A 19,792-nucleotide genomic window follows, 5' to 3' on the forward strand; every position below is an offset into this window, starting at 1 on the left:
TGCTAATGGAGAAAACAATGCGTATTGGCGAGTTATGTGCAAAAGCAGAGTTGCCCAGAGATACAGTGCGTTATTACGAGCGACAAGGTTTGCTGGAAAAGATCCCGCAGCCCAATGCCAGCAACAACTATAAAGTCTATTCGGCGGTGGATCTGCAGCGGCTGAAGATGATCAAGCATGCCAAAATGCTTGGTTTTACCCTGGCCGAGATAGCCGATGTGCTCAATATCTGGGTGGAAGATCGCTTTAGCGTTGAGCAAAAGCGCGCCAGCCTGCAACGCAAACTGGCGCAAATCGACGAAAAAGAAGCTGCCCTTACCGCGTTACGTGCCGGGATTGTTCAAGCGCTAAACAAGGTTGGTCAGCCCTGTGATGACGCCTTTTGAGGGGCGCTATAAGAAAAAATCCCCAGGCTGGGGGATTTATTCTATTGTCTTTAAACTGATCCGCCGCACACTTACCGCAGTCGGCCCAGCACTGAGGCCCCGACCAGTCCTCCGTGATCGACAAAACGGCCCGGAACAATCAGCGGTTGGGGATAGCTATGCAGCGTGGCGGTGCGTACCTGCTGGTCGAGAGCGGTGATCAGCGGGGTAACCGACGCCAGACCACCGCCGACCACCACTTTCGACGGACCGATAATATTGATTAATAGCGCCAGCGGTTCACTGACCAGCAGCAACCACGCCTGTAGGGTTTGCGCGGCTTGCGGCTCGTCATCCTGCCACTCCTGAATAATCTGATGGCTGTCCGCCTTTTGCTGATGCAACTGCTGATGCAAGCGCTCGATACCGCGCGCACCGCCATACATATCAAGACAGCCGGTTTTGCCGCAGCCGCACAGCAGGCGTGGCAGTTGGATTAAACGGTTATCAAGCAGCAGTTCCGTGCGGGTAATGGCACCGTGGCCCCATTCACCGGTGACCCCGCCGTGACCGCGCAACAGTTGCCCGTTAATGATAATGCCGCCGCCGACGCCGGTGCCGAGGATAAGACCCACTACGATCGGCAACCCCTGGCCTTCGCCAACGTGTGCTTCCGCGAGGGCAAAGCAGTCGGCATCGTTGGCAATGCTGACTTTGCGAGCCAATAGGTGCGTCAATTCTGCCGCCATATTATGTCCGGCAAAACCGGGGATATTGCTGGCCATCACCTCGCCACTTTGCGGTGAAACCAGCCCGGCGGTTGAAATTGCCAGCGGGGTATCTTCTGGCTGCTCCTGCTGATGGTCGGCCAATAACTGCTGCAACGCGGCCACAAAATCGTTCCAGGAATCGGTGGGGGTGGCAACTTTAGCCAACTCATCTACCTCGCCCTGACGACGGGAGATGCCAAACTTGATAAAAGAACCGCCGATATCGGCACAAAATACCGTTGTACCTGTGTTAACCATCATGACTGCTTGTCCAGTAAGTCGTGCCGTTCATTGCCCGCTCGCCAGGAGTCAGGCACGGTCAGCCTTATTGGCAGACCGCAAAACCGCGAGAGATAGAGAGATGCCGAAAGCCTTCCGACCCTTGCCGTGCATTGTAGCTTATTCAGGCATTGGCCGCTGCACGTCGTGATCCGTAAATAACCGCATTGATTAAGGCGCATAACCGGGATGAAACATTTGGTTGAAAAACTTGCTACGCAAAGATAATTACTTCTGGCGAAATTATTATAAAATGGCCTCCGTTTGCCAGTTCCGGCGTTCTCCTAGCCGCCCTTGCTTCTCTTTTTATCGTAGTGCGTATTGAAATCGCTTTTTTCAGGAGTATTCATGTCAAATCAGTTCCCGAGTTTACGTCCCCGTCGTTTGAGACAGTCTGATTCTCTGCGTGCCTTGTTTCAGGAAACCACCTTCAGCGTTAACGATCTTGTACTGCCGATCTTTGTTGAAGAAGAGACTTCCGAATACGCTGTTATTGAAACCATGCCTGGCGTACTGCGTATTCCTGAGTCAAAACTGGCCTATGAAATCGAACGCTATGCCAAAGCGGGTATCCGCTCGGTCATGACCTTTGGTATTTCCCACCATATGGATGCCACCGGCAGCGATACCTGGAATGAAAATGGCCTGGTTGCGCGTATGGCGCGCATTTGTAAAGACACCGTGCCCGAGATGATTGTGATGTCGGATACCTGCTTTTGCGAATATACCTCCCACGGTCACTGCGGGGTATTGCATGACCACGGCGTAGACAACGACGCCACGCTGAAAAATCTTGGCCGGCAGGCGGTAGTGGCGGCGGCGGCGGGTGCGGACTTTATTGCCCCTTCTGCTGCCATGGATGGTCAGGTGCAGGCGATCCGCAGCGCACTGGATGAAGCCGGATTTATTGATACTTCAATCATGGCTTATTCCACCAAATTTGCCTCATCGCTGTATGGACCTTTCCGCGAGGCGGGGGGCAGCCTGTTGCAAGGCAACCGTAAAAACTACCAAATGAACCCGATGAACCGCCGGGAAGCGATCCGTGAATCGCTGCTGGACGAGCAGGAAGGGGCGGATGCCTTGATGGTTAAACCGGCTGGGGCATATCTGGATATTATCAGTGATATTCGCGCGGCGTCACGTTTGCCATTGGCGGCTTATCAGGTTAGCGGTGAATACGCGATGATCAAGTTTGCGGCCCAGGCGGGAGCGATTGACGAGCGTAAAGTGGTGCGCGAAACCCTGGGTGCCATCAAGCGCGCCGGTGCTGATATTATTCTGTCCTATTTTGCGATGGATATTGCCGAGCAAGGCGTCGAGTATTAATTAAGGCGCGCTACGCTGCCTGAGCATAGCGCTCGTTTTTAGACAGAAGCCTGACCTTTGCGTCAGGCTTTTTTGTTGTTTATCGCGAGTTACCGCCGATACTATCGACCTTCATGCCATATATGCCGGCAAGCCGCCCTTAGTTCATTGCCGCTTCAACAAATACCTGACGGTAGCGGCGCAGCGTATACAGCGCCAGTGCCAGGCCAATAACGGCAAAGCCACCGCCGACAAAACCGATATCGGACATATTCAAATAGAGACTGACCTGGCTGCCGATCAGGGCGCCGCCGCCAATCGCGATATTATAAATCCCCGACATCAGCGACATGGCAACGTCGGTGGCGTCCGGTGCCATTGACAGCACTTTGACTTGCAGACTGAGGCCGATAATGGTCATGGCCACGCCCCATAGCACCGACAGTACAATCAGACTGGTGATGTTAAACGACAGCGGCAGCAACAGCATTAAACTCAGTAGCAATATCGTCAGAGAAACGATCAGCAGTCCGGAAGGGAACTTGCTATTCAAGCGGGTAAAAACAAGGCTGCCGATAATGCCTGCCAGCCCAAACAGCAGCAGTAACAGGGTAGTAAAGTTGTCATTAACCTGCGACACCTTCTGCAAAAAAGGTTCGATATAGCTATAGGCAGTATAGTGGGCGGTAACGGTGATCACCGTCAGCAAATACACCAGCACCAGTGCCGGACGCTTAAACAGCTCGGGAACGCTTTTTAACGAACCTGAGTTATTACTCGGCAGAGGCGGCAGTAGCTTAATCAATAATATCAGTGTGGCCAGTGCGCCGAGGCCGATAATCAGGAAGGTACTGCGCCAACCGAGCAGTTGGCCAATAACGCGGCCCAGCGGTAGTCCCAGCACCATTGCCAGGGCGGTACCGGTCGTCAACAGCCCGAGTGCCTGAGCTTTTTTACCCGGTGGGGCAACGCGTAATGCCAGTGAGGCAGTGATCGACCAGAAAATGGCGTGCGACAGGGCTATGCCGGTACGGGCGATCATCAGCACCATAAAACTCCAGGCAAATCCGGAGAGTACATGGCTGGCAATAAACATCACAAATACGCCAATCAGCAGCTTGCGACGCTCGATTTTGCCGGTTAGCAGCATTAAGGGCAGTGAGAACAGCGCCACAACCCAGGCATAAACGGTGAGCATAATTCCCGCCTGCGCGGCGGTCATGGCAAAGCTTTGCGCAATGTCGGTCAACAGACCGACCGGCACAAACTCAGTGGTGTTAAAAATAAATGCCGCCAGAGTCAAACTCAATACTCTGAACCAGCCCTCTGAGCGTGAAGACATCGATGTTTGCATAAATAAAACCAGGAAAATTTAAGTGATCGGTCATCTGAACCCGGCCCGGAGGTCTGGCCCTGCGATGATTCCGTTGCCAATCGGTTAATAACTTGCGCAATTGGCGGAGTAAGGGTAGACCATAGCGTTGGAAAATGTGATCTAACGCACAACTTTTGCATTCTACTCTGCGAATTAATGCCTTGTCGTTGGTTTTTTATCTTCCGCGGCTGTTTTTGCTCTGCAGCCCGCGGCGGGACTGGCTGCACCTGTTTTGTTCACTGGTTAACCATAGTGGGTAAATAAGCAGCAGCGTTGTTGATCAGTGCCAAGACGATGGTTTAATTATTACTGCTCCAGGGGAGTGATTGAGCCACCACCTCGATCCTGCGTGTATTATTTAGGATAGATATTATGTTTTGTTGGATAAATCAGATTAAGAAGAGATATTCCTCTGCCTGTCATCACCTCAGGTAAAAAAATAATTTCTGGCATAGCGGCTCGCACTATTTATTTTTAATGTTGCTGCAAGTTCTCTATAGATTTCGCTGAGTTGATCTCTAAAGGTTCGAATCTATACTTGACTGTACTCCCCCCCAGGATATGCCTGCATGACTACATACCCGATGCCATCTAATGAGACAGAACGGCTGAATCTGCTGTATATCCTTAATCTTTTGGATACGCAGGAAGAACCCGTGTTTGATCATATAACGCGGATGGTAGCCAAAATATTAGATGTCCCTATTGTGTTGGTTTCATTGGTTGATGCCGATCGGCAGTGGTTCAAGTCACGGGTGGGGTTGGCGGCGACCGAAACGCCGCGTGAACTTGCCTTCTGTGCGCATACCATCATCGATACCACCCCGCTGATCGTGACAGATACCACGCTGGATGCGCGTTTCAAAGATAATCCACTGGTGACCGGGGATCCGCACATTCGCTTTTATGCTGGTGTGCCCCTGCGCAGTTCCGGGGGGCTGGCAATTGGCACCTTATGTGCCATCGATTCAAAACCCCGACTCTTAAGCGAGGATGAAACCAATATCCTGATTGATATGGCCGCATTGCTGAGCAGGGAAGTGCAATTGCGTGAGTCGGTGATCCTTATCCGCAATCAGATGTCTCATTCAGAGCAGGCTATCGAAGCCGTTGAGGCGCGTTTTCGCACGGTATTTGAACGTGCCGGTGTCGGGATTGCCCTGGTTGCTGCGGATGGTGGCTGGATACGCGTCAATGATGCGCTGTGCCAGACTCTCGGTTATAGCCAGGAGGAATTAATCAAACTGACCTTTGTGGATATTACCCATCCACAGGATCTTGACAGCGATTTCTATCTTTTACAGCAGTTAATCGGCAATGAAATAGACCGTTACCAACTGGAAAAACGCTATATCAATAAAAGCGGGAATATTGTCTGGGTTAACCTGATCGTCACCAAGCAGATGAGTAAACAGGGGGAACTGGAATATTTTGTGTTGATTATAAAAGATATCCAGGCACGTAAGGAAGCCGAGGCCTCATTGGCGGATCTGCGCAAGGATCTGGAAGAGCGGGTAGAAACCCGAACCCAAGACTTACGTTTGGCCAATACCATGCTCTCTTCCTCCATGGAACAACAATTGCGCTCCGAGCAGGAATTACGCAAACGTGAAGCTGAATTACAGATGGTTATCGAAAACGCCAACGATGCTTATGTCTGTATCAACCATATCGGACTGATCACCGACTGGAATCGACAGGCTGAACAAACCTTTGGCTGGAGTAGACAAGAAGCTATTGGCCGTAGACTTGAAGATATGATTATTCCGGCGGCAATGCGTAAAGCTCATCGAGAAGGCATGAAACGGTATCTGAACACCGGCGAACACCCGGTATTGAATCAACGGATAGAACTGACTGCGGTACGGCGCAATGGTGAAATGCTACCGGTAGAGGTTCGCGTTTGTGCTTTGTCCATTGATGGCAAAACCATTTTTAGTGCTTTTCTGCATGATATTACCGACCGGAAAAGGGCTGAGGCCATCCGCGACCACGAGGCATTGCATGATGCATTGACCGGGTTACCCAACCGTCGTGCTCTGTTCAATCTTTTGCCGCAGGCGGAGGCGCGGGCTAAACGGAGTCAGGTAGCCATGGCACTGTTATTTATCGATCTTGATGGTTTCAAGGCGATCAATGATAGCCAGGGACATGAAGCCGGGGATATGGTGTTACGTGAAGTAGCTTCCCGCCTGCATAAATGTATTCGACAAACCGACACGGCAGTGCGTCTGGGCGGGGATGAATTCACGGTTGTTCTGGAGAATCTGGTGAACGACGCCACTGACGCCAATAAGGTTGCCAAAAAAATACTGGCTGTTATTCAAAGACCAATACGTCTTGGCACGATGACAGTCAATATCAGCGCCAGTATAGGTATTGCCGTGCATTATCCCAATGAAGTCAATACCGCCGATCAGCTGGTTAACAGAGCGGATGCTGCGATGTACGAAGCAAAGCGCGCGGGTAAAGGGCGGGTCTTTTTACAGTAATGATGACCAGGCGCCCGCAGGGGGCGTTTAGTCAGGCTGTGATAGGTTATAAACTCTTTCGTTGCTAAAGTTAACGCTTGTTTGGCCAGCCACCGTCTAATCACCGCAGAAATGAAAAAACTCATCCAGCTAACGTAATTATTAAACTTATTTAGTAAACACCCTTTACTCATCAAAATCGTAAAATAAATACCCATGAAATAATAATGATTCATTGGTTATTTATTCACTATATAAATACTTCCTCTCTTATCATTTCTTTTTCTATTTTTATGACAAAAAATAAAGATATGGCTATAATTTGTTTTTCGCTACTCCCTCAAAACAAAAAACAAGGAATTTAAATGTAATCAATAAGCCGAATTGACATTTTAATCCGATTCGAACTTAATCGCGTTTTGAGGTACTTATGTTTTCTATTTTAGTACGATCAGTAAAAACCTATGATTGGCTGAGAACCTTATTGTTGGCGCTAATTTGCAGTTCTGTCGGCTCCGGGCTTACCTTTATTATGGTATTTGCCGAGCTTGCCAGACTGCATGCCGGGCCATCTTCATTTGCCATTGCCTTTATTCTCTCTACCTCACCGGGTCTGCTGGGTAGCATAATTGGCAAGGCCTTGTTACAGCAAGGCGAAACAAAATATTGCCTGATTGCTGCGGAATGCATTGGCGCTCTGGGGCTACTCATCCCCTGGTATGGATTACGCCATGACTCGGTAGCATTTTTGCAGCTCGCCGGGATCGCTTCTTCAATCGCCGCCGGTATGACACTGCCTGCAATAAACCACTATACCAAGGCGAAACTGGCACCGGAGGACATTGGTGCCGGTGCGCTGATCGATACCCTGGTTTTTGCCTGCCAGGTACTGTTTGGTATTGGCATCGGGGCCTTTATTTACGGCAAGGTCAGCAGTGATACTTATTTGCTGGTTAATTTAATCAACTATCTGCTGGCGATACTCTTTATTGCATCGCTGCCCAGACTGGCTAGCTTTACGCACGAGAGGGGGAGAGCCCACTGCCTGCCTCGGGAGCTCTCTGCAAAACAACGCGCCAGCTTGTATCTGCTTCCGGCGTTGGCAATGACCGGGGCACCGGCTATGTCACTGTTGCCAACCTTAATCAAAACAGACAATAGCGAACAAGAAACCCTACTGTTATTACTCTTCGCTCGCAGCCTCGGTCAGCTATTAGGACCCTTTTTGGTAAAAGAGGATCGCTATAAAAACCAGTCTGCACTATTTATCATTGGCTGTTTGGCGGCATTTATTATCTGCTACATCTTTGTGCCATTTAGCCCGCTGGTGACAATTTCGTTGCTGCTGGTGTTTCTGGCGCATATTTTTTCAAATATTATTTACAGTATTGGCTGGTACAGCCTGCTGACCCATTTTGAAAAACACCAGGTTGCCGCCGCTTCGGCAAGCAGCTACCGCAAGCAAATTATCATCGGGGCTGCCGTGAGCATCGTGGCCGGCTGGCTTGCGGAACGGATTGGCAGCCATAGCTCGTTGATCTTCTGTTCAGGCGTTGGGCTGCTGTTATCATCGACTCTGATCCTGTATGTAAAACGTCGGCAATAAGTCCTTAAGAGACCGGCTGCGGCTGGTCTCTTTTTATCGGCTTTGATGAAAAAAACCGGCCACCGAGCAGCGCAGGTGGTCCCCGGCATCGGCCTCGACTTTTTTAACACAATGTGAATAGTTGGGTTTGACTACTACCAGTCTGTTCGGCCTGGGGTAAATCAGCGAACCAATGCCAGCTTCACTGATGGCTCTTTCTCGCAACGTCCAGCCAAATTCAGGCCCGACCGCGCCACTGCTTATGCCGGACATTCGCAGAATGTCTTCCGAGGCACGATAGATGTTTTCTGACAAACCGGCACTGGGTTTGACCGGAGCGGCCATAACGCACAACTCACCCCCCCAATTGGGTTTCCATTCAGGATGGGTATAGTAGATATAGGCCCCTTGATATTGCGCATCATCTTCGTGCCAGCCAAGACCACAACCGGCAGGATAAAGAAATGTGGTTAATGAAAAGGCATCCCATTCCTGACCAAGAAACTCACGCAATGGCTCAATAATGGCATTAAGCTTTTGGCCAAGGATATCAATACCGGCAGTGATTAACACACCATTGCCGGTAGTGGCCATGGTATCCAGTGAATAGATATAGCTGCTACTGACCAGTGGTTCTCCGTCAGAAATACGCCATGATTTTGACCAGCCTTGAGAGTGAACATGCTGATAATCCTCAAACTGCATATATAACTGCAAGGCAAAAAATTCATCTTCAGTGAGAAAATCGTCGTAAATCAAATAGCCTTTTCCTTTTACTATTTTATTCATTCCCATCACCCTTTTATTTTTTATGGCCATTTTATGCAGATAAATAGTCGCCAATAATGACAAGGTTTTAGCTTACTTATCCGTGGCAACAATCAGAGGTTGAGGACTTTCTGCTTGTGTCTGCAAGTACCAGGTTTCAATTAGCCCTTGCCACGGCGGCAGAAAAGCCTCTTTAACGGCAAATAGTGCACCGGCCAGCGTCAACCACATCATTCTTGCCGAGCTGATCGCTTCACTTAAGGGAGCAGTGTTGTCGATATGAGCAAGATATTCTGCCATCTTGCCTCTGAATCTGATTATTTCGCCGTAGACATAGCAGGCATTAAACGCCTGAGCGTAACTGAATGAACGGTCGGTTCGGTAAGGAAACCACAGTTTGTTGTGGTCAAGATTGTCTTTGCAATAATATGGTTGTTTAAAGGCGCAGTAACTATGAACCTGATGATGAAGTGCCTCATGATATAAATTTTCGATCAATCCTATGACCCCCAGTTCTCTGGACAGCGAGTGACAGGGCGGAATAAAAAATAGCGCAGCATCAGAAATAAAGGCGACATGAGGAATTTCATAAAATGACGCACTGCCATAGTTTGCGGTCTTCTGGGCAGGGGATAACCAAACCCACGCAGAAATAAAATCAGCGATAAAGGCAAGTTCCTGTTGGCAGACGGGGGCGAGGCTTTTTATCCCCTGATGGATAAAGTCAAGTCGTCGATCACAAGCGGAGATCGCATTCACCCCTTCGATATCCATCAATAGACTCAAGGTATGGCCCGCCTTGGCATTTAACCAGTAAAAATGATGGTTCCCGAGGCTTACCTTTTGCACATCCTGTTTTTGCAGAGTAAATGGCATATGTGAAAATAACACAGGATCTCTTAGGCTGGCACAGGTGGGAGGCCATAATTCACTAATTTCTGCTTGTTGCGCTGCATGCTGACAACAAGAGGAGTAATCTGCCAACATATCTTCACGGTGATAATTAAGGAGGCTCATTACAGATCCTTGTTAGCTTTAGGTGATATTAATTTCTTTTAAAAATTCATAGTTGACCCGCATTTTGTTCGGCAGGGACGCGGGGATATATAAACTATGTCGATAAGTAACATGCGCTAACAGATCTTCAAGTTGCGAGAGGGTCCCTTCAATTTTATCGGGGGCTTCTTCATCACAGGTTGCCGCACTGAACAAGAAAATTTGCTGTGTTCGTTGATAATGTTTGAGTAGTTTGGATTTAAGATAACTTACTTTGTTGGACTTTTGCGGTATTAAGTAATCAGTTTTGATATTACCTATTGAACACACATGATAAATAAAGTAATTAATACAGGGCTCCATCATGTAGTCATAGATAATTAATCGATTGGCATCTAACAGGCTAGCGCCTTCCTCCAGCGGATCAAGCCATATATCATTAATCATGGCGTCGAAACTCGATATTCCGGGAAAGCAAAAAAGTTCAAAACCGCCACTTTGTGATAATTGTTGTAATTGCTGAACTATAGTCACCCCGATCTGTGGATGCCCGGGTACAACAAGACACAGGTGTTCGCAATCGTTAACCTCTCTGATTAAATAGGCAATAATTCTAATGTAGTTATCCGTGTCGCGTTTGCCCTCCTCATAGAGATAGGAAAGGTTATGATGGGCGATGGAAGCATCGGATAAGTAATGTTCCAGTCCGGCGATTTCTCCAATCCAGAAAACTTTACTGGCGGTATGGATAACAGAAAAACCATGGCGCGTGATTTGGTTCACCCCCAGCATGCCGCTGCCAATAACAGATAATTTATTCATGCCAAGATCCTTTAAAAAATGCCCCAATATTATCTATTGAGGCATGCGGTTTTCCTTATTGGAAATCTCCGATTACTCGGGCCAGATTCATTGGTGCTGCAGCCTGCAAGCGAGGGTGCAGTCCTTTTCCTGAATCAAAATCACCCATTACTCGGGCAAGGTTCATTGGTGCTGCAGCCTGTAAGCGGGGATGCAATGCTTTGACTGCGTTGGCATTTCCCATGACCTTGGACAGATTATTGGGTGCAGCAGCCTGGAAGCGAGGATGCATTTTACGGTTTGAGTTTTTCATATATTTCCTTATTTTTCTCAAGTTAATGTGATTTATCTCTGTCAGAGCTTAGTGCTATCTGTGATGTGTTTTCATAAAGCCAGAAATATCATGCTTGTCCTTAAGTATCTATATCGATAAGCCTGTTCAGGCTGCGATGCAGACAAGTTACATATATAGTAAAAATAATCGGCATTGCAACACTAATTCGAAATAAATATTAAATATCACTATAATTCAGTGCGTTAAAAATAACGATATTTGCTAGCGATAAGGGGTGTTGAATTTATTTAAATATATCGAATTGATAATGTTTTTTAGTGATCTTGTCGTTACCCAATTCTATTGTTCTATACCGTGATTGTTTGGTTTTTTAATATTTATTGTTGTTGGTATTATGCTGATTTATCAGGATTTTTATTATATATCGAAAGTTGAAATTGTAGGTTGTTAGAAATAAAAAACTATAGATATATACTTGTATTACCTCCCTTAATGGCCTGTCTGTTGACTTTTTTGGCAATATAAACCGGTTTATAAGGAAAGCAGAGCCATGGTGTATTGTCGAGTGTAATTGACTTAGGAGGCAATGAGATTACAAAGCAAAGCATCTAGTTTATCGGCAGCATAATTTTGATCAAAAAATCGCTTTTTTTGCTTTGAATTGCCGGACCGCTAACGTTTTCAATTAATATGTCACCGCGGAGCTGGTAGTCGTTACGTTTGGCATATTGCAGTAAAGTCCATACTTGCTGGTTATTCTCAAGGCTGCCAGCACTGTATTGGCTCAGATAGCGTCCGGCTGGCAAATGCTGGCTATGGTAAGCAATAATATTGGGTTCATCGCAATAAAAACTGACTAATGGATAGCCCGTAGCCTGGATCTGCTCTGCAGCCAGTAAAAAACCATAGCGATAATGCAAGTACCAATCAGGCAGGGCATGATGCTCAATAACTGTCTTAAAAAAGTCACCGATATCTTGTGTATCAAGGGTGATAACACCTACCAATACCGAGCTGTTATCTTCAATAAAGGGGGTGTCCAGTCGTTTACTGATTGTCTGAACCATTTCTATTTGATCTATTTGCGCGGCGATCATCGAATTGGCCAGTTGTAAGGTGTCGATATAGGCAGTGAGCTGTTGTTGTGCCTGTTTTAGAATATCCATACCCTGTGGGAGAGTGTAGTTTTTTAGAAGGGTCTTGATCTGCGCATTAGATAACCTGGCGCTTTGCAGTATGGTGATCATCCGCGCTATCGCTATCTGTTCCTGATGATAGACCCGATAGCCATTGGCACTGCGCCGGGCAGGCAATAAATCGATTTGATCGAAATAACGTAAGTTGTATTCGCTAATACCGCTAAGAACAGCAAATTTCTGAATGCTATAAATCAATGTTGTCATGGCAAAACACGCTTCTGGCTGAAAACAGACTAAACCGTTGACCTTAGAGTTACTTTAACCTTTATGCTTGGCAATGAACATGACTTTAGGGAGCAAAGGGATAAAATGAAAAGATCAGTTGGATATGTTTTACTCGCGGCGTTTTTTGCCAGTACGATGCCAGGTTACGCTGCCGATGTCGCTATGCCGCCAGACTGGCAGGGGAAAAAAATCATAGGTCCGCCACAAGGGCCAAACGCCTGCGGTCAGGCGCCAGATATTACGAGGATCCAAAACAAATATCTTGATGTCAGCTATGCCAATGCGTCACCTTCCGAAAAAATGGATATCTTCCTTCCGGATCAATGGAAGTTAAAGTACCCGGTGATTATCAATGTGCACGGCGGCGCTTTTTTTGGTTGTGATAAAATGGACAACCAGTTGGTGCCAGCCCTTTATGGTCTGCAAAAGGGCTATGCTGTCGCCAATATCAACTATCGTCTTAGCCCGGAAGCACCATGGCCGGCGCAAATCAATGATTTAAAAGCGGCGATAAAATTCGTTCGTGCCAATGCCAAGAAATATAACTTCGACCCGGATAATATTATTCTGATGGGGGGATCGGCAGGGGGAAATCTTGTTGCGCTGGCAGGGGTGTCGGCAAATGTCAAAGCGCTGGAAGATCCCAAGTTGGGTAATGCCGATGTTTCCACTCGTGTGCAGGCGGTTGTTGCCTGGTATACGCCGATCAATTTTTTGACCATGGATCAGCAGTGGAAGGAAATTGGTATTGATGGGCAAAAACACTCAACCGAAGACTCTTTTGAGTCCTTTTTGATGAGAAAGCAAATTGCCAAAGTTGATAAGAAGATTATGGATACCACTAATCCAGAAAACTATATCACGGCAGACGCTCCACCATTCCTGATCCAGCACGGTTATCTGGATAACACTATCCCCCGTTTGCAAAGCGAGCAGTTTGCTGCGCGCCTTGCACAGGCGATTGGTAGCGATAATGTGGAATATAATTTATTGATGAGCGCTCATCATGCCGAAGACTTATATTTCCATACTACCAATAACCTGGAACGTAATTATCAGTTCCTGGCACGTCATATCCATTAATCTGATTTTTCTTGTGGGGCGGTGTGTTCAGTAGCAGAGGACACACTGCCCCATATTACGATTGAATCTTAAAGGTGGTTATAGAAATTTATAAGATTTTTCGGAAAAATATTATCCTGGGCAAGAATATAGAAAGGTTCAACCTATTCAAACAGGCACTGATACTTACTCTATTTGGTTATTCGCCTCGCATCGACCGCCCAATTCTCAATGCCTGGTTTGGTGCTGTACATTTAAGCCCTGCCATGACGCCGCCTAGTGTCTCCAACCTTAGCCTGTACTGCACAAAATTCCCGCATTTCAATAATACGCAGGGTACTCAAGCCAACTATCAGCGTAACGGAGGGAAGCTTTTAGCGGCACTGTCATTGATGGTCACCGCCAAACACCCTGGTCAGGCATATTATTTCCTCAGCACGTGGGCATTTGAATTCACTGTGGGGGCCAGTGCATTTCTTCTGATCTGCCTTGTGTCAACGTGCGTACTCCAGTTGCAAGTCTGTTAGGGATTACTGCATTTTGTCTGCTAATTATGGTGGCGCTAAAGTCAGGGGTGATTGATATCTATCCTGATATTTATTGATCCCAAAGACGTTCAGTGTCCCAACGGTTACTGTGGTAGTGCGATAGATACCATTGGGTTTTACTGCTCTCGGTTGCTGAACGATTTTAATTGATACCCTAAGGTTTAATGCCCTGACTATATCGAATCAGCATGTCGCCAGTGTAACTTGGGTGACAGGTAACACTGCTTCTGTTCAACCGGTTGTTCATTGATAAGATCAATGATCATAGTAAAACAATGTATGGCCAGCTCCCGGCAGTCCTGCGCCACGGTATCAATTTTGACCGTTAAGGAATCATAGAGATAATGGTCATCGAAGCTGCATAAATGAATATCGCTATCCAGCAGCTTATGTTGGCTCATATAGCGCAATACCCCTTCCATCAGGCCGCATGAGGCGACATAAAGCGCTTTCGGCGGCCGTCCCAGGCGGGCACATAGGTTGGCAAACATTTCGTAGCCGGAACTTGGATGATAATTGCCGTATTGGATCCACTCGGGGTTGAGGCGAACACCTGCGCGCTCAAGGCCAAGCTGAAAACCGGCCAAACGATCGCGGGTCGGGGAAATACGCGGCTGACCGCCAAGAAAATAAAACTCATCCTGATGGTTTTTTGCCACTCTGGCCACCAGTTCGGCTGAAGCCTCTATCGCTTCACAGACTACCAGCGGCAGTAGGGTGTCTGGCATATGACGGTCAAACAATACCACCGGCAGTTGCTGGCTGATTTTCACGTATTCGGCATCGTGAAGCATACTCGATGCCACGATCAGGCCATCAACCTGACGCTGGATCAGGTTATTCACCACCATGGTTTCCTGGCTGGTGTTTTCATCTGTACAGGCGATCAGCAGTTGCATGCCGTTTTCGCGGCAGAGTGTTTCCAGTTCGTTGGAGCAGGCGGCAAAACCGTAGTTGGTCATTTCCGGCACCACCAGTCCCAACGTATAGCTGCGGGCTACATTGAGGGAACGGGCGTGAATACTGGGCTGATAATGATGTTCGGCTGCTACCGCGAGTACACGGTCGCGGGTGGCATCGGAAATACGAAACTGTTTACTGTGCCCGTTAATGACCTGACTGGCAGTCGATTTCGACACGCCAGCCAGTTCCGCTATGCCACTGATAGTGATGCGTTTGCTCTTTTTCACTGCGCCATATTCTGTTGTCCGGAAAGACGTTTATTCTATCACGCAATCCGCTAACGACCAGTGGCGCAGTGTAATCTGCCGATCGCCTTTCAAGGTTAACCGGGCGGGCAGGGCAGGAAAATAGCGTGACGACATCACAGATTCGCCGCCGTTGATAAAAATCTCGATACTGGAACGGTCGCTCAGCACCGACAAATGGCGTAAATGGCCACGCCAGACCCGCTGCTCCGGCAATCCGCTGCGGCGGTTGTTACGCGTCAGGCGCAGCCATTCGCCGTCCCATTGCAGTTGCAAATCACTGCCAAAATCGGCGCTGAAGGGGTGATCAGTCTCTATTTCTACCTCGGCCTGTGTGATATCCCATATTGGCGCATCCATGGCGATCCCCTGCCATTGTTGCATGGTGCCGCGAAGTTGTTGCAGTTCACGGGCCGGTTGCTGAATGATTTTACCGGCAACCAGCGTCAATTCACGCGGACAGGTCATGGTATGGATCCATCCCTGTTCCACCGTTGGCTGGTAAAATTCATCACCATCCGGTATGCCCATCCAGCCAATTAGCAGGCGACGGCCATCGTCGGTTTGCGTAGTTTGCGGTGCATAAAACTCAAAGCCGAGATCGAGCTCCGAGAAATCTCCGTGTGGAAAGTGAGCCGATTGGTGATCCAACTGCCCAACAAAATATCCCGACTGAAAGGTATTGAGATAATGGTCAGCTTCAGCGGGCAAACCTTGCGGGCAGCACAGTAGCACGTCGTGATCTGCCAGCCGGAACAGATCCGGGCATTCCCACATATAACCAAACTCGCCCAAGCCGTTAAGCCCTGACCCGGCAATTTCCCCCAGAGTGTGCCAGCTCAGTAAATCTTCGGAACGCAGTAACAGTACCTTGCCGCGCAGGGTAAGATCCTGCGCGCCCAGCACCATATACCAATGGTTATTATGCCGCCACACTTTGGGATCGCGCACATGACCGCTATAACCGGCAGGCAAATCCAGCACCGGCCCGATTTTATCGAATCCCCCTTCGGCATTTTGCCGCGCCAGACATTGAAACGCTGTGCGGCTGCCATCGGCGTATTTTACGTTGCCGGTGTAGATAAGCGTCAGTTGGCCATGATCTGTCACCGCCGAACCGGAATAACAGCCGTGGGACTCGAATGCCTCCGACGGTGCCAGCGCCAGCGGTTCATGACGCCAGTGCAGCAAATCAGCGGAGCTCCAGTGTCCCCAGAATTTTGCCCCGTGCGCACAGGCCAGCGGATTCCATTGATAGAACAGATGATAACGGCCGTTATGCTGGATAAAGCCGTTAGGATCGTTGAGCAATCCTACCGCGGGCGCCAGATGCCAGCCGGGACGGTAGGGATCCGCCGCCGCCGGCACCTGGCCGGACATCACCTGGCGCAAGGCTTGTTTCAGCAGAGTGCTTTCCTTCATTACTCATTCTCCGTTTTATATTTCAGCAGCAAAGCGAGCAGGAATGCGCTGCCGAAAGCGATCACCAGACCGACCAGATAGCTGAGGAAGGAGCTGGCCTGCACAATCGCCAGACCGGGAATGCCGGTCAGGCCGACCGCCGTCATATTGACGTGCATCGCCACTACCCAGGCACCACCGATTGCGCCGCCGGCCAGCGCGGCCAGAAAGGGTTTCATAAAGCGCAAATTGATACCAAAGATCGCCGCTTCGGTAATGCCCAGCATCGCCGAGAAGGCGGAGGGCAGCGCAATCGCTTTGATTTTGACGTCACGGGTCTTGAAGTAGACCGCCAGGCAGGCACCACCTTGCGCGACGTTAGCCATTGACCAGATCGGCAACAGGAAGTTGACGCCAATATGCGGGTTACCCAGTAATCCGGCTTCAATGGCATGAAAGCTGTGGTGAATACCGGTGATCACGATAACCGAATATAATCCGCCAAATACCAGACCGGCAACCCAGCCAGCATGGGCAATCAGTGTGCTTAGCAGCAACGAGATACCGTCACCGAGCGCGCGACCGGCAGGACCAATAAGCAGGAAAGCGATAAATCCGGAAATGATTACCGTCAGAAACGGCGTCAGAATCAAATCCAGGGCATCAGGTATGACTTTGCGCAGGCGTTTTTCAATAAAGCTCATAAACCACACCGCCAGCAGCACCGGGAAAACCGTACCCTGATAGCCGATCATCGCAATCTCGATACCAAAGAAATTCATAGTATGGAAACCGGCGGCGACGCCCCAGGCGTTGGTGAGAGCAGGGTGGGTCAGAATGCCGCCCAGCGTGGCCCCCAGGAACGGATTGCCGCCAAACTCGCGGGCGGCGGTAAAGCCAATCAGGATCGGCAGAATAATAAACGCCGCCGAGCTAAACATATCAAGCATGATAAAAATAGCGCTTTCCGGGTTGGCCCAGCCATAGGTTTTTACCATACCGAGCAGGCCCATCAACAGACCGGAGGCAACAATCGCCGGGATAATCGGCACAAAGATATTCGACAGGACGCGCGCTATGCGTTGGAACGGATTAAGTTTCTGCGCCGCAATGTTTGCCGCTTCTGATTTGCTGGATTCACTGATACCCGCCACTTTAATAAACTCGGCGTGCACTTTATTGACCAGGCCGGTACCAAAGATGACCTGGATCTGTCCGGCATTGCTGAAACATCCTTTTACGCCCTCGACTTTTTCGATGGCGCTTTTGTTAATCAGACTGTCATCCACCAGGACCAGTCGCAGACGTGTTGCACAATGGGCTGCGCTGGCAATATTGTCTTTGCCTCCCAGTAATGGCAGCAGTTCTGTGGCGATTGCATTGATATTCATAATTTTCCTTTTTATCCTCAACAATAACGCCCGATCGGCTCAGGCGTGTCACGATAATGCACAGGCTGCTTTTAGAACCAGGTTTCCATCTGGATGCCGAAATTCCACTGTCCACCGGCGGTAAAGCCATCGGTGCCAAAGGAATCGCTGCTGGAATAACTGTCGAGATTTTTGTTCCAGTCCATATAGCTGGCGAAGAAACGGATTTCAGGACGACTAAGCATGTTACTGATATCGCCTACCTTAAAGGTTGGTGCAAACGTCAGTTTATAGAAGCCTCCCTTCACTTTGTTGTTATTGCTAAAGCCCTGCGGATCGAGATCCATATACTGATAGCTGCCCTCATACGCCAGTTCGAAATTGTCGGTGATTTTCTGGATCAGGCGAGTATTAAGGGTTACCCATTTGTAGTCATCGCCGGAGATATAGCGATCTTTACTCTGCTGGGCCAGAACGGCGGGGGCGATGCTCCAGTCTTTACTTAATGGCGTCATGCCGTAGGTTGCCAGACGTAGCGTACTGGCTTCACTGATAAGATAACCGTCTGAGCCAAGGGATTTCACTTCCGCACCCAGCCCGTGGCCATACAGCAGGGCGGTTTTGGATGTCCCTTCACGCAGGCCGTAGAAACTGTCGCCGTGATAAGCCAGCATGGTGTGGTAGCCGCTATCTGCCGCATTGCTATTCCTCAGAGTGCCGCTGTTTTCTCTCTCCTGATTGTTTTTAGCGCGCAGCCCGCTGACCATCCACTGGAATGGTCCGGCAAAGTTGTTGGCCGTAACGATATAGTTCTCAATGAGCGTGTCGTTATTCTGTTTATTGGTCAGATCGTCAAAGTTGCGGCCATAAAGCGAGAAGTTGCTTTTCAGGTTATCGCCCCATTTGACGTCATAGATCCCGCCCCCGGTCCCGGCAAGAAAAATGACATCGGAATCGAGCCAGTGAATATCGAAATTATCGCGGTCAAAGCGTTTACCTGCCCACAGCGTCGAGTCTTTCCACGGACCGGTAAAGGTTGGCAAGGATCCCAGTTCGACAAAGGCCTGGCGAATATTCAGCGCACTTGTGGTTCCGGTCCAGTCGTTATAGTTACGCTGCCCATCGGCCAGCATCACTTTATAACGAGAGGTCGCGCCGCTGGCCATGGTCTGTTTATGTTCCAGATTTAGCTCAACGTAAGTGTTATTTTCGTTACCCAGACGCCCAACGGCACCGCCGGTCTGCCCGGCCGGAGTGACGTAAGGACCACTTTCTGTCGAGGTGCCGGAATTATTCATGATGACGCCGGAGCGTGCATAACCAGAAAATTTGAAGCCGCTGTTATCGTTGCTGTTATTGCTGGCTAACGTCTCAGTCTTTTTAGCCACTTCGGCCGTTTGTTGTTGGGTGACTTCAGCACGCTTCGCCACCTGGCGGGTTTGTTGTTCATTGCTGGCAGTACGCGTCTCCAGCTTTTTGACCTGTTGTTCTGCTTCGCTGGCGCGCGCTTCTGCCGTAGCAGCGCGGTTCTCCGCCAGCTGTAGTCTTTTTTCAAGGAGATCAAAACGGGCTTCAATGGCGCTGGCCGAGGTGTCAGCGCCCTGCGCGGTGCTCGAAAGCAGTAATCCAATAGCCACAGCAAGGTAGTGAGGTTTCATCATCATTTTTATCACTCAGAGGCGGTTTGATTATTATGGGAAAATGTTTTAGCTAAATTGCTAAACTGGTTTTCCTGAGCACAATAATCATCCCTCAGCCCTTTTAGC

16 protein-coding genes are annotated in these 19,792 nt (G+C 48.9%); 5 read left to right on the forward strand and 11 right to left on the reverse strand.

Annotated features, from left to right (window positions below; translation table 11 throughout):
* Nucleotides 1-5 precede the first annotated feature (5 nt).
* Nucleotides 6-386 (forward strand): MerR family transcriptional regulator, encoded by a 381-nt coding sequence (locus tag GW590_RS11180; protein ID WP_235955920.1) that lies wholly within the window; start codon nucleotides 6-8, stop codon nucleotides 384-386.
* 71 nt (nucleotides 387-457) lie between these two features.
* Here the strand turns inward: GW590_RS11180 and GW590_RS11185 are convergent, their stop codons facing one another.
* Nucleotides 458-1,396: an ROK family protein gene (locus GW590_RS11185; RefSeq protein ID WP_169403132.1), complete on the reverse strand. Its 939-nt coding sequence runs from the start codon at nucleotides 1,394-1,396 to the stop codon at nucleotides 458-460.
* Between the two features lie 366 nt (nucleotides 1,397-1,762).
* Here GW590_RS11185 and hemB point away from each other — a divergent pair, with 366 nt between their 5' ends.
* Nucleotides 1,763-2,743, forward strand: coding sequence for a porphobilinogen synthase (gene hemB, locus GW590_RS11190; RefSeq protein ID WP_169403133.1), 981 nt, complete (start codon nucleotides 1,763-1,765; stop codon nucleotides 2,741-2,743).
* A gap of 139 nt (nucleotides 2,744-2,882) precedes the next feature.
* Here hemB and GW590_RS11195 read toward each other — a convergent pair whose 3' ends face one another.
* Nucleotides 2,883-4,076 (reverse strand): sugar transporter, encoded by a 1,194-nt coding sequence (locus GW590_RS11195; protein ID WP_211186728.1) that lies wholly within the window; start codon nucleotides 4,074-4,076, stop codon nucleotides 2,883-2,885.
* Between the two features lie 590 nt (nucleotides 4,077-4,666).
* Here GW590_RS11195 and GW590_RS11200 point away from each other — a divergent pair.
* Both GW590_RS11200 and GW590_RS11205 read left to right on the forward strand, forming a co-directional pair.
* Entirely contained in the window at nucleotides 4,667-6,589 is a 1,923-nt protein-coding gene (locus tag GW590_RS11200) for a sensor domain-containing diguanylate cyclase (RefSeq protein WP_169403135.1), read from the forward strand.
* 409 nt (nucleotides 6,590-6,998) lie between these two features.
* Entirely contained in the window at nucleotides 6,999-8,174 is a 1,176-nt protein-coding gene (locus GW590_RS11205; RefSeq protein WP_169403136.1) for an MFS transporter, read from the forward strand.
* Nucleotides 8,175-8,207: 33 nt separating this feature from the next.
* On the opposite strand, the gene GW590_RS11210 is transcribed toward GW590_RS11205, so the two are convergent.
* The 5 genes from GW590_RS11210 to GW590_RS11230 all read right to left on the reverse strand — a co-directional run bounded on the left by GW590_RS11210 (nucleotide 8,208) and on the right by GW590_RS11230 (nucleotide 12,416).
* The gene (locus GW590_RS11210; RefSeq protein ID WP_169403137.1) at nucleotides 8,208-8,942 is read right to left on the reverse strand and encodes a 2OG-Fe(II) oxygenase; all 735 of its coding nucleotides are present in this window, start codon (nucleotides 8,940-8,942) and stop codon (nucleotides 8,208-8,210) included.
* A gap of 72 nt (nucleotides 8,943-9,014) precedes the next feature.
* Complete coding sequence (locus GW590_RS11215) at nucleotides 9,015-9,908, reverse strand: hypothetical protein (protein WP_169403138.1); 894 nt, start codon at nucleotides 9,906-9,908, stop codon at nucleotides 9,015-9,017.
* A 48-nt stretch (nucleotides 9,909-9,956) separates the two neighbouring features.
* Nucleotides 9,957-10,739 carry an SAM-dependent methyltransferase gene (locus GW590_RS11220; RefSeq protein ID WP_169403139.1) on the reverse strand — a complete coding sequence of 261 codons (783 nt, stop codon included), beginning with the start codon at nucleotides 10,737-10,739 and terminating at the stop codon, nucleotides 9,957-9,959.
* 55 nt (nucleotides 10,740-10,794) lie between these two features.
* The gene (locus GW590_RS11225; protein ID WP_169403140.1) at nucleotides 10,795-11,031 is read right to left on the reverse strand and encodes a hypothetical protein; all 237 of its coding nucleotides are present in this window, start codon (nucleotides 11,029-11,031) and stop codon (nucleotides 10,795-10,797) included.
* A gap of 590 nt (nucleotides 11,032-11,621) precedes the next feature.
* The gene (locus GW590_RS11230; protein WP_169403141.1) at nucleotides 11,622-12,416 is read right to left on the reverse strand and encodes a MerR family transcriptional regulator; all 795 of its coding nucleotides are present in this window, start codon (nucleotides 12,414-12,416) and stop codon (nucleotides 11,622-11,624) included.
* 183 nt (nucleotides 12,417-12,599) lie between these two features.
* Between GW590_RS11230 and GW590_RS11235 the strand changes: the two genes are divergently transcribed.
* Nucleotides 12,600-13,520, forward strand: a complete 921-nt coding sequence (locus tag GW590_RS11235; RefSeq protein ID WP_169403321.1) for an alpha/beta hydrolase fold domain-containing protein — start codon at nucleotides 12,600-12,602, stop codon at nucleotides 13,518-13,520.
* 700 nt (nucleotides 13,521-14,220) lie between these two features.
* On the opposite strand, the gene GW590_RS11240 is transcribed toward GW590_RS11235, so the two are convergent.
* The 4 genes from GW590_RS11240 to GW590_RS11255 form a co-directional block, all read right to left on the reverse strand.
* A complete protein-coding gene (locus tag GW590_RS11240; protein WP_169403142.1) occupies nucleotides 14,221-15,237 on the reverse strand; it encodes a substrate-binding domain-containing protein in 1,017 nt (338 codons plus the stop codon).
* A 30-nt stretch (nucleotides 15,238-15,267) separates the two neighbouring features.
* Entirely contained in the window at nucleotides 15,268-16,677 is a 1,410-nt protein-coding gene (locus tag GW590_RS11245) for a sucrose-6-phosphate hydrolase (protein WP_169403143.1), read from the reverse strand.
* Nucleotides 16,677-18,047 (reverse strand): sucrose-specific PTS transporter subunit IIBC, encoded by a 1,371-nt coding sequence (locus GW590_RS11250; protein ID WP_169403144.1) that lies wholly within the window; start codon nucleotides 18,045-18,047, stop codon nucleotides 16,677-16,679. Before GW590_RS11250 ends, GW590_RS11245 begins: the two co-directional genes overlap by 1 nt.
* Nucleotides 18,048-18,118: 71 nt before the next feature.
* Nucleotides 18,119-19,690 carry a carbohydrate porin gene (locus GW590_RS11255; protein WP_169403145.1) on the reverse strand — a complete coding sequence of 524 codons (1,572 nt, stop codon included), beginning with the start codon at nucleotides 19,688-19,690 and terminating at the stop codon, nucleotides 18,119-18,121.
* Nucleotides 19,691-19,792 lie beyond the last annotated feature (102 nt).

Source organism: Rouxiella aceris, assembly GCF_012933545.1.
Lineage (GTDB): Bacteria > Pseudomonadota > Gammaproteobacteria > Enterobacterales > Enterobacteriaceae > Rouxiella > Rouxiella aceris.

Excerpts from the sequence above, each read along its gene's own strand:
- GW590_RS11250 (WP_169403144.1), bottom strand. The coding sequence starts at position 18,047 with ATGAATATCAATGCAATCGCCACAGAACTGCTGCCATTACTGGGAGGC.
- hemB (WP_169403133.1), top strand. The coding sequence starts at position 1,763 with ATGTCAAATCAGTTCCCGAGTTTACGTCCCCGTCGTTTGAGACAGTCT.
- GW590_RS11185 (WP_169403132.1), bottom strand. The coding sequence starts at position 1,396 with ATGATGGTTAACACAGGTACAACGGTATTTTGTGCCGATATCGGCGGT.
- GW590_RS11195 (WP_211186728.1), bottom strand. The coding sequence starts at position 4,076 with ATGCAAACATCGATGTCTTCACGCTCAGAGGGCTGGTTCAGAGTATTG.
- GW590_RS11215 (WP_169403138.1), bottom strand. The coding sequence starts at position 9,908 with ATGTTGGCAGATTACTCCTCTTGTTGTCAGCATGCAGCGCAACAAGCA.
- GW590_RS11210 (WP_169403137.1), bottom strand. The coding sequence starts at position 8,942 with ATGAATAAAATAGTAAAAGGAAAAGGCTATTTGATTTACGACGATTTT.
- GW590_RS11245 (WP_169403143.1), bottom strand. The coding sequence starts at position 16,677 with ATGAAGGAAAGCACTCTGCTGAAACAAGCCTTGCGCCAGGTGATGTCC.
- GW590_RS11205 (WP_169403136.1), top strand. The coding sequence starts at position 6,999 with ATGTTTTCTATTTTAGTACGATCAGTAAAAACCTATGATTGGCTGAGA.
- GW590_RS11235 (WP_169403321.1), top strand. The coding sequence starts at position 12,600 with ATGCCGCCAGACTGGCAGGGGAAAAAAATCATAGGTCCGCCACAAGGG.
- GW590_RS11180 (WP_235955920.1), top strand. The coding sequence starts at position 6 with ATGGAGAAAACAATGCGTATTGGCGAGTTATGTGCAAAAGCAGAGTTG.
- GW590_RS11225 (WP_169403140.1), bottom strand. The coding sequence starts at position 11,031 with ATGAAAAACTCAAACCGTAAAATGCATCCTCGCTTCCAGGCTGCTGCA.
- GW590_RS11200 (WP_169403135.1), top strand. The coding sequence starts at position 4,667 with ATGACTACATACCCGATGCCATCTAATGAGACAGAACGGCTGAATCTG.
- GW590_RS11220 (WP_169403139.1), bottom strand. The coding sequence starts at position 10,739 with ATGAATAAATTATCTGTTATTGGCAGCGGCATGCTGGGGGTGAACCAA.
- GW590_RS11255 (WP_169403145.1), bottom strand. The coding sequence starts at position 19,690 with ATGATGATGAAACCTCACTACCTTGCTGTGGCTATTGGATTACTGCTT.
- GW590_RS11230 (WP_169403141.1), bottom strand. The coding sequence starts at position 12,416 with ATGACAACATTGATTTATAGCATTCAGAAATTTGCTGTTCTTAGCGGT.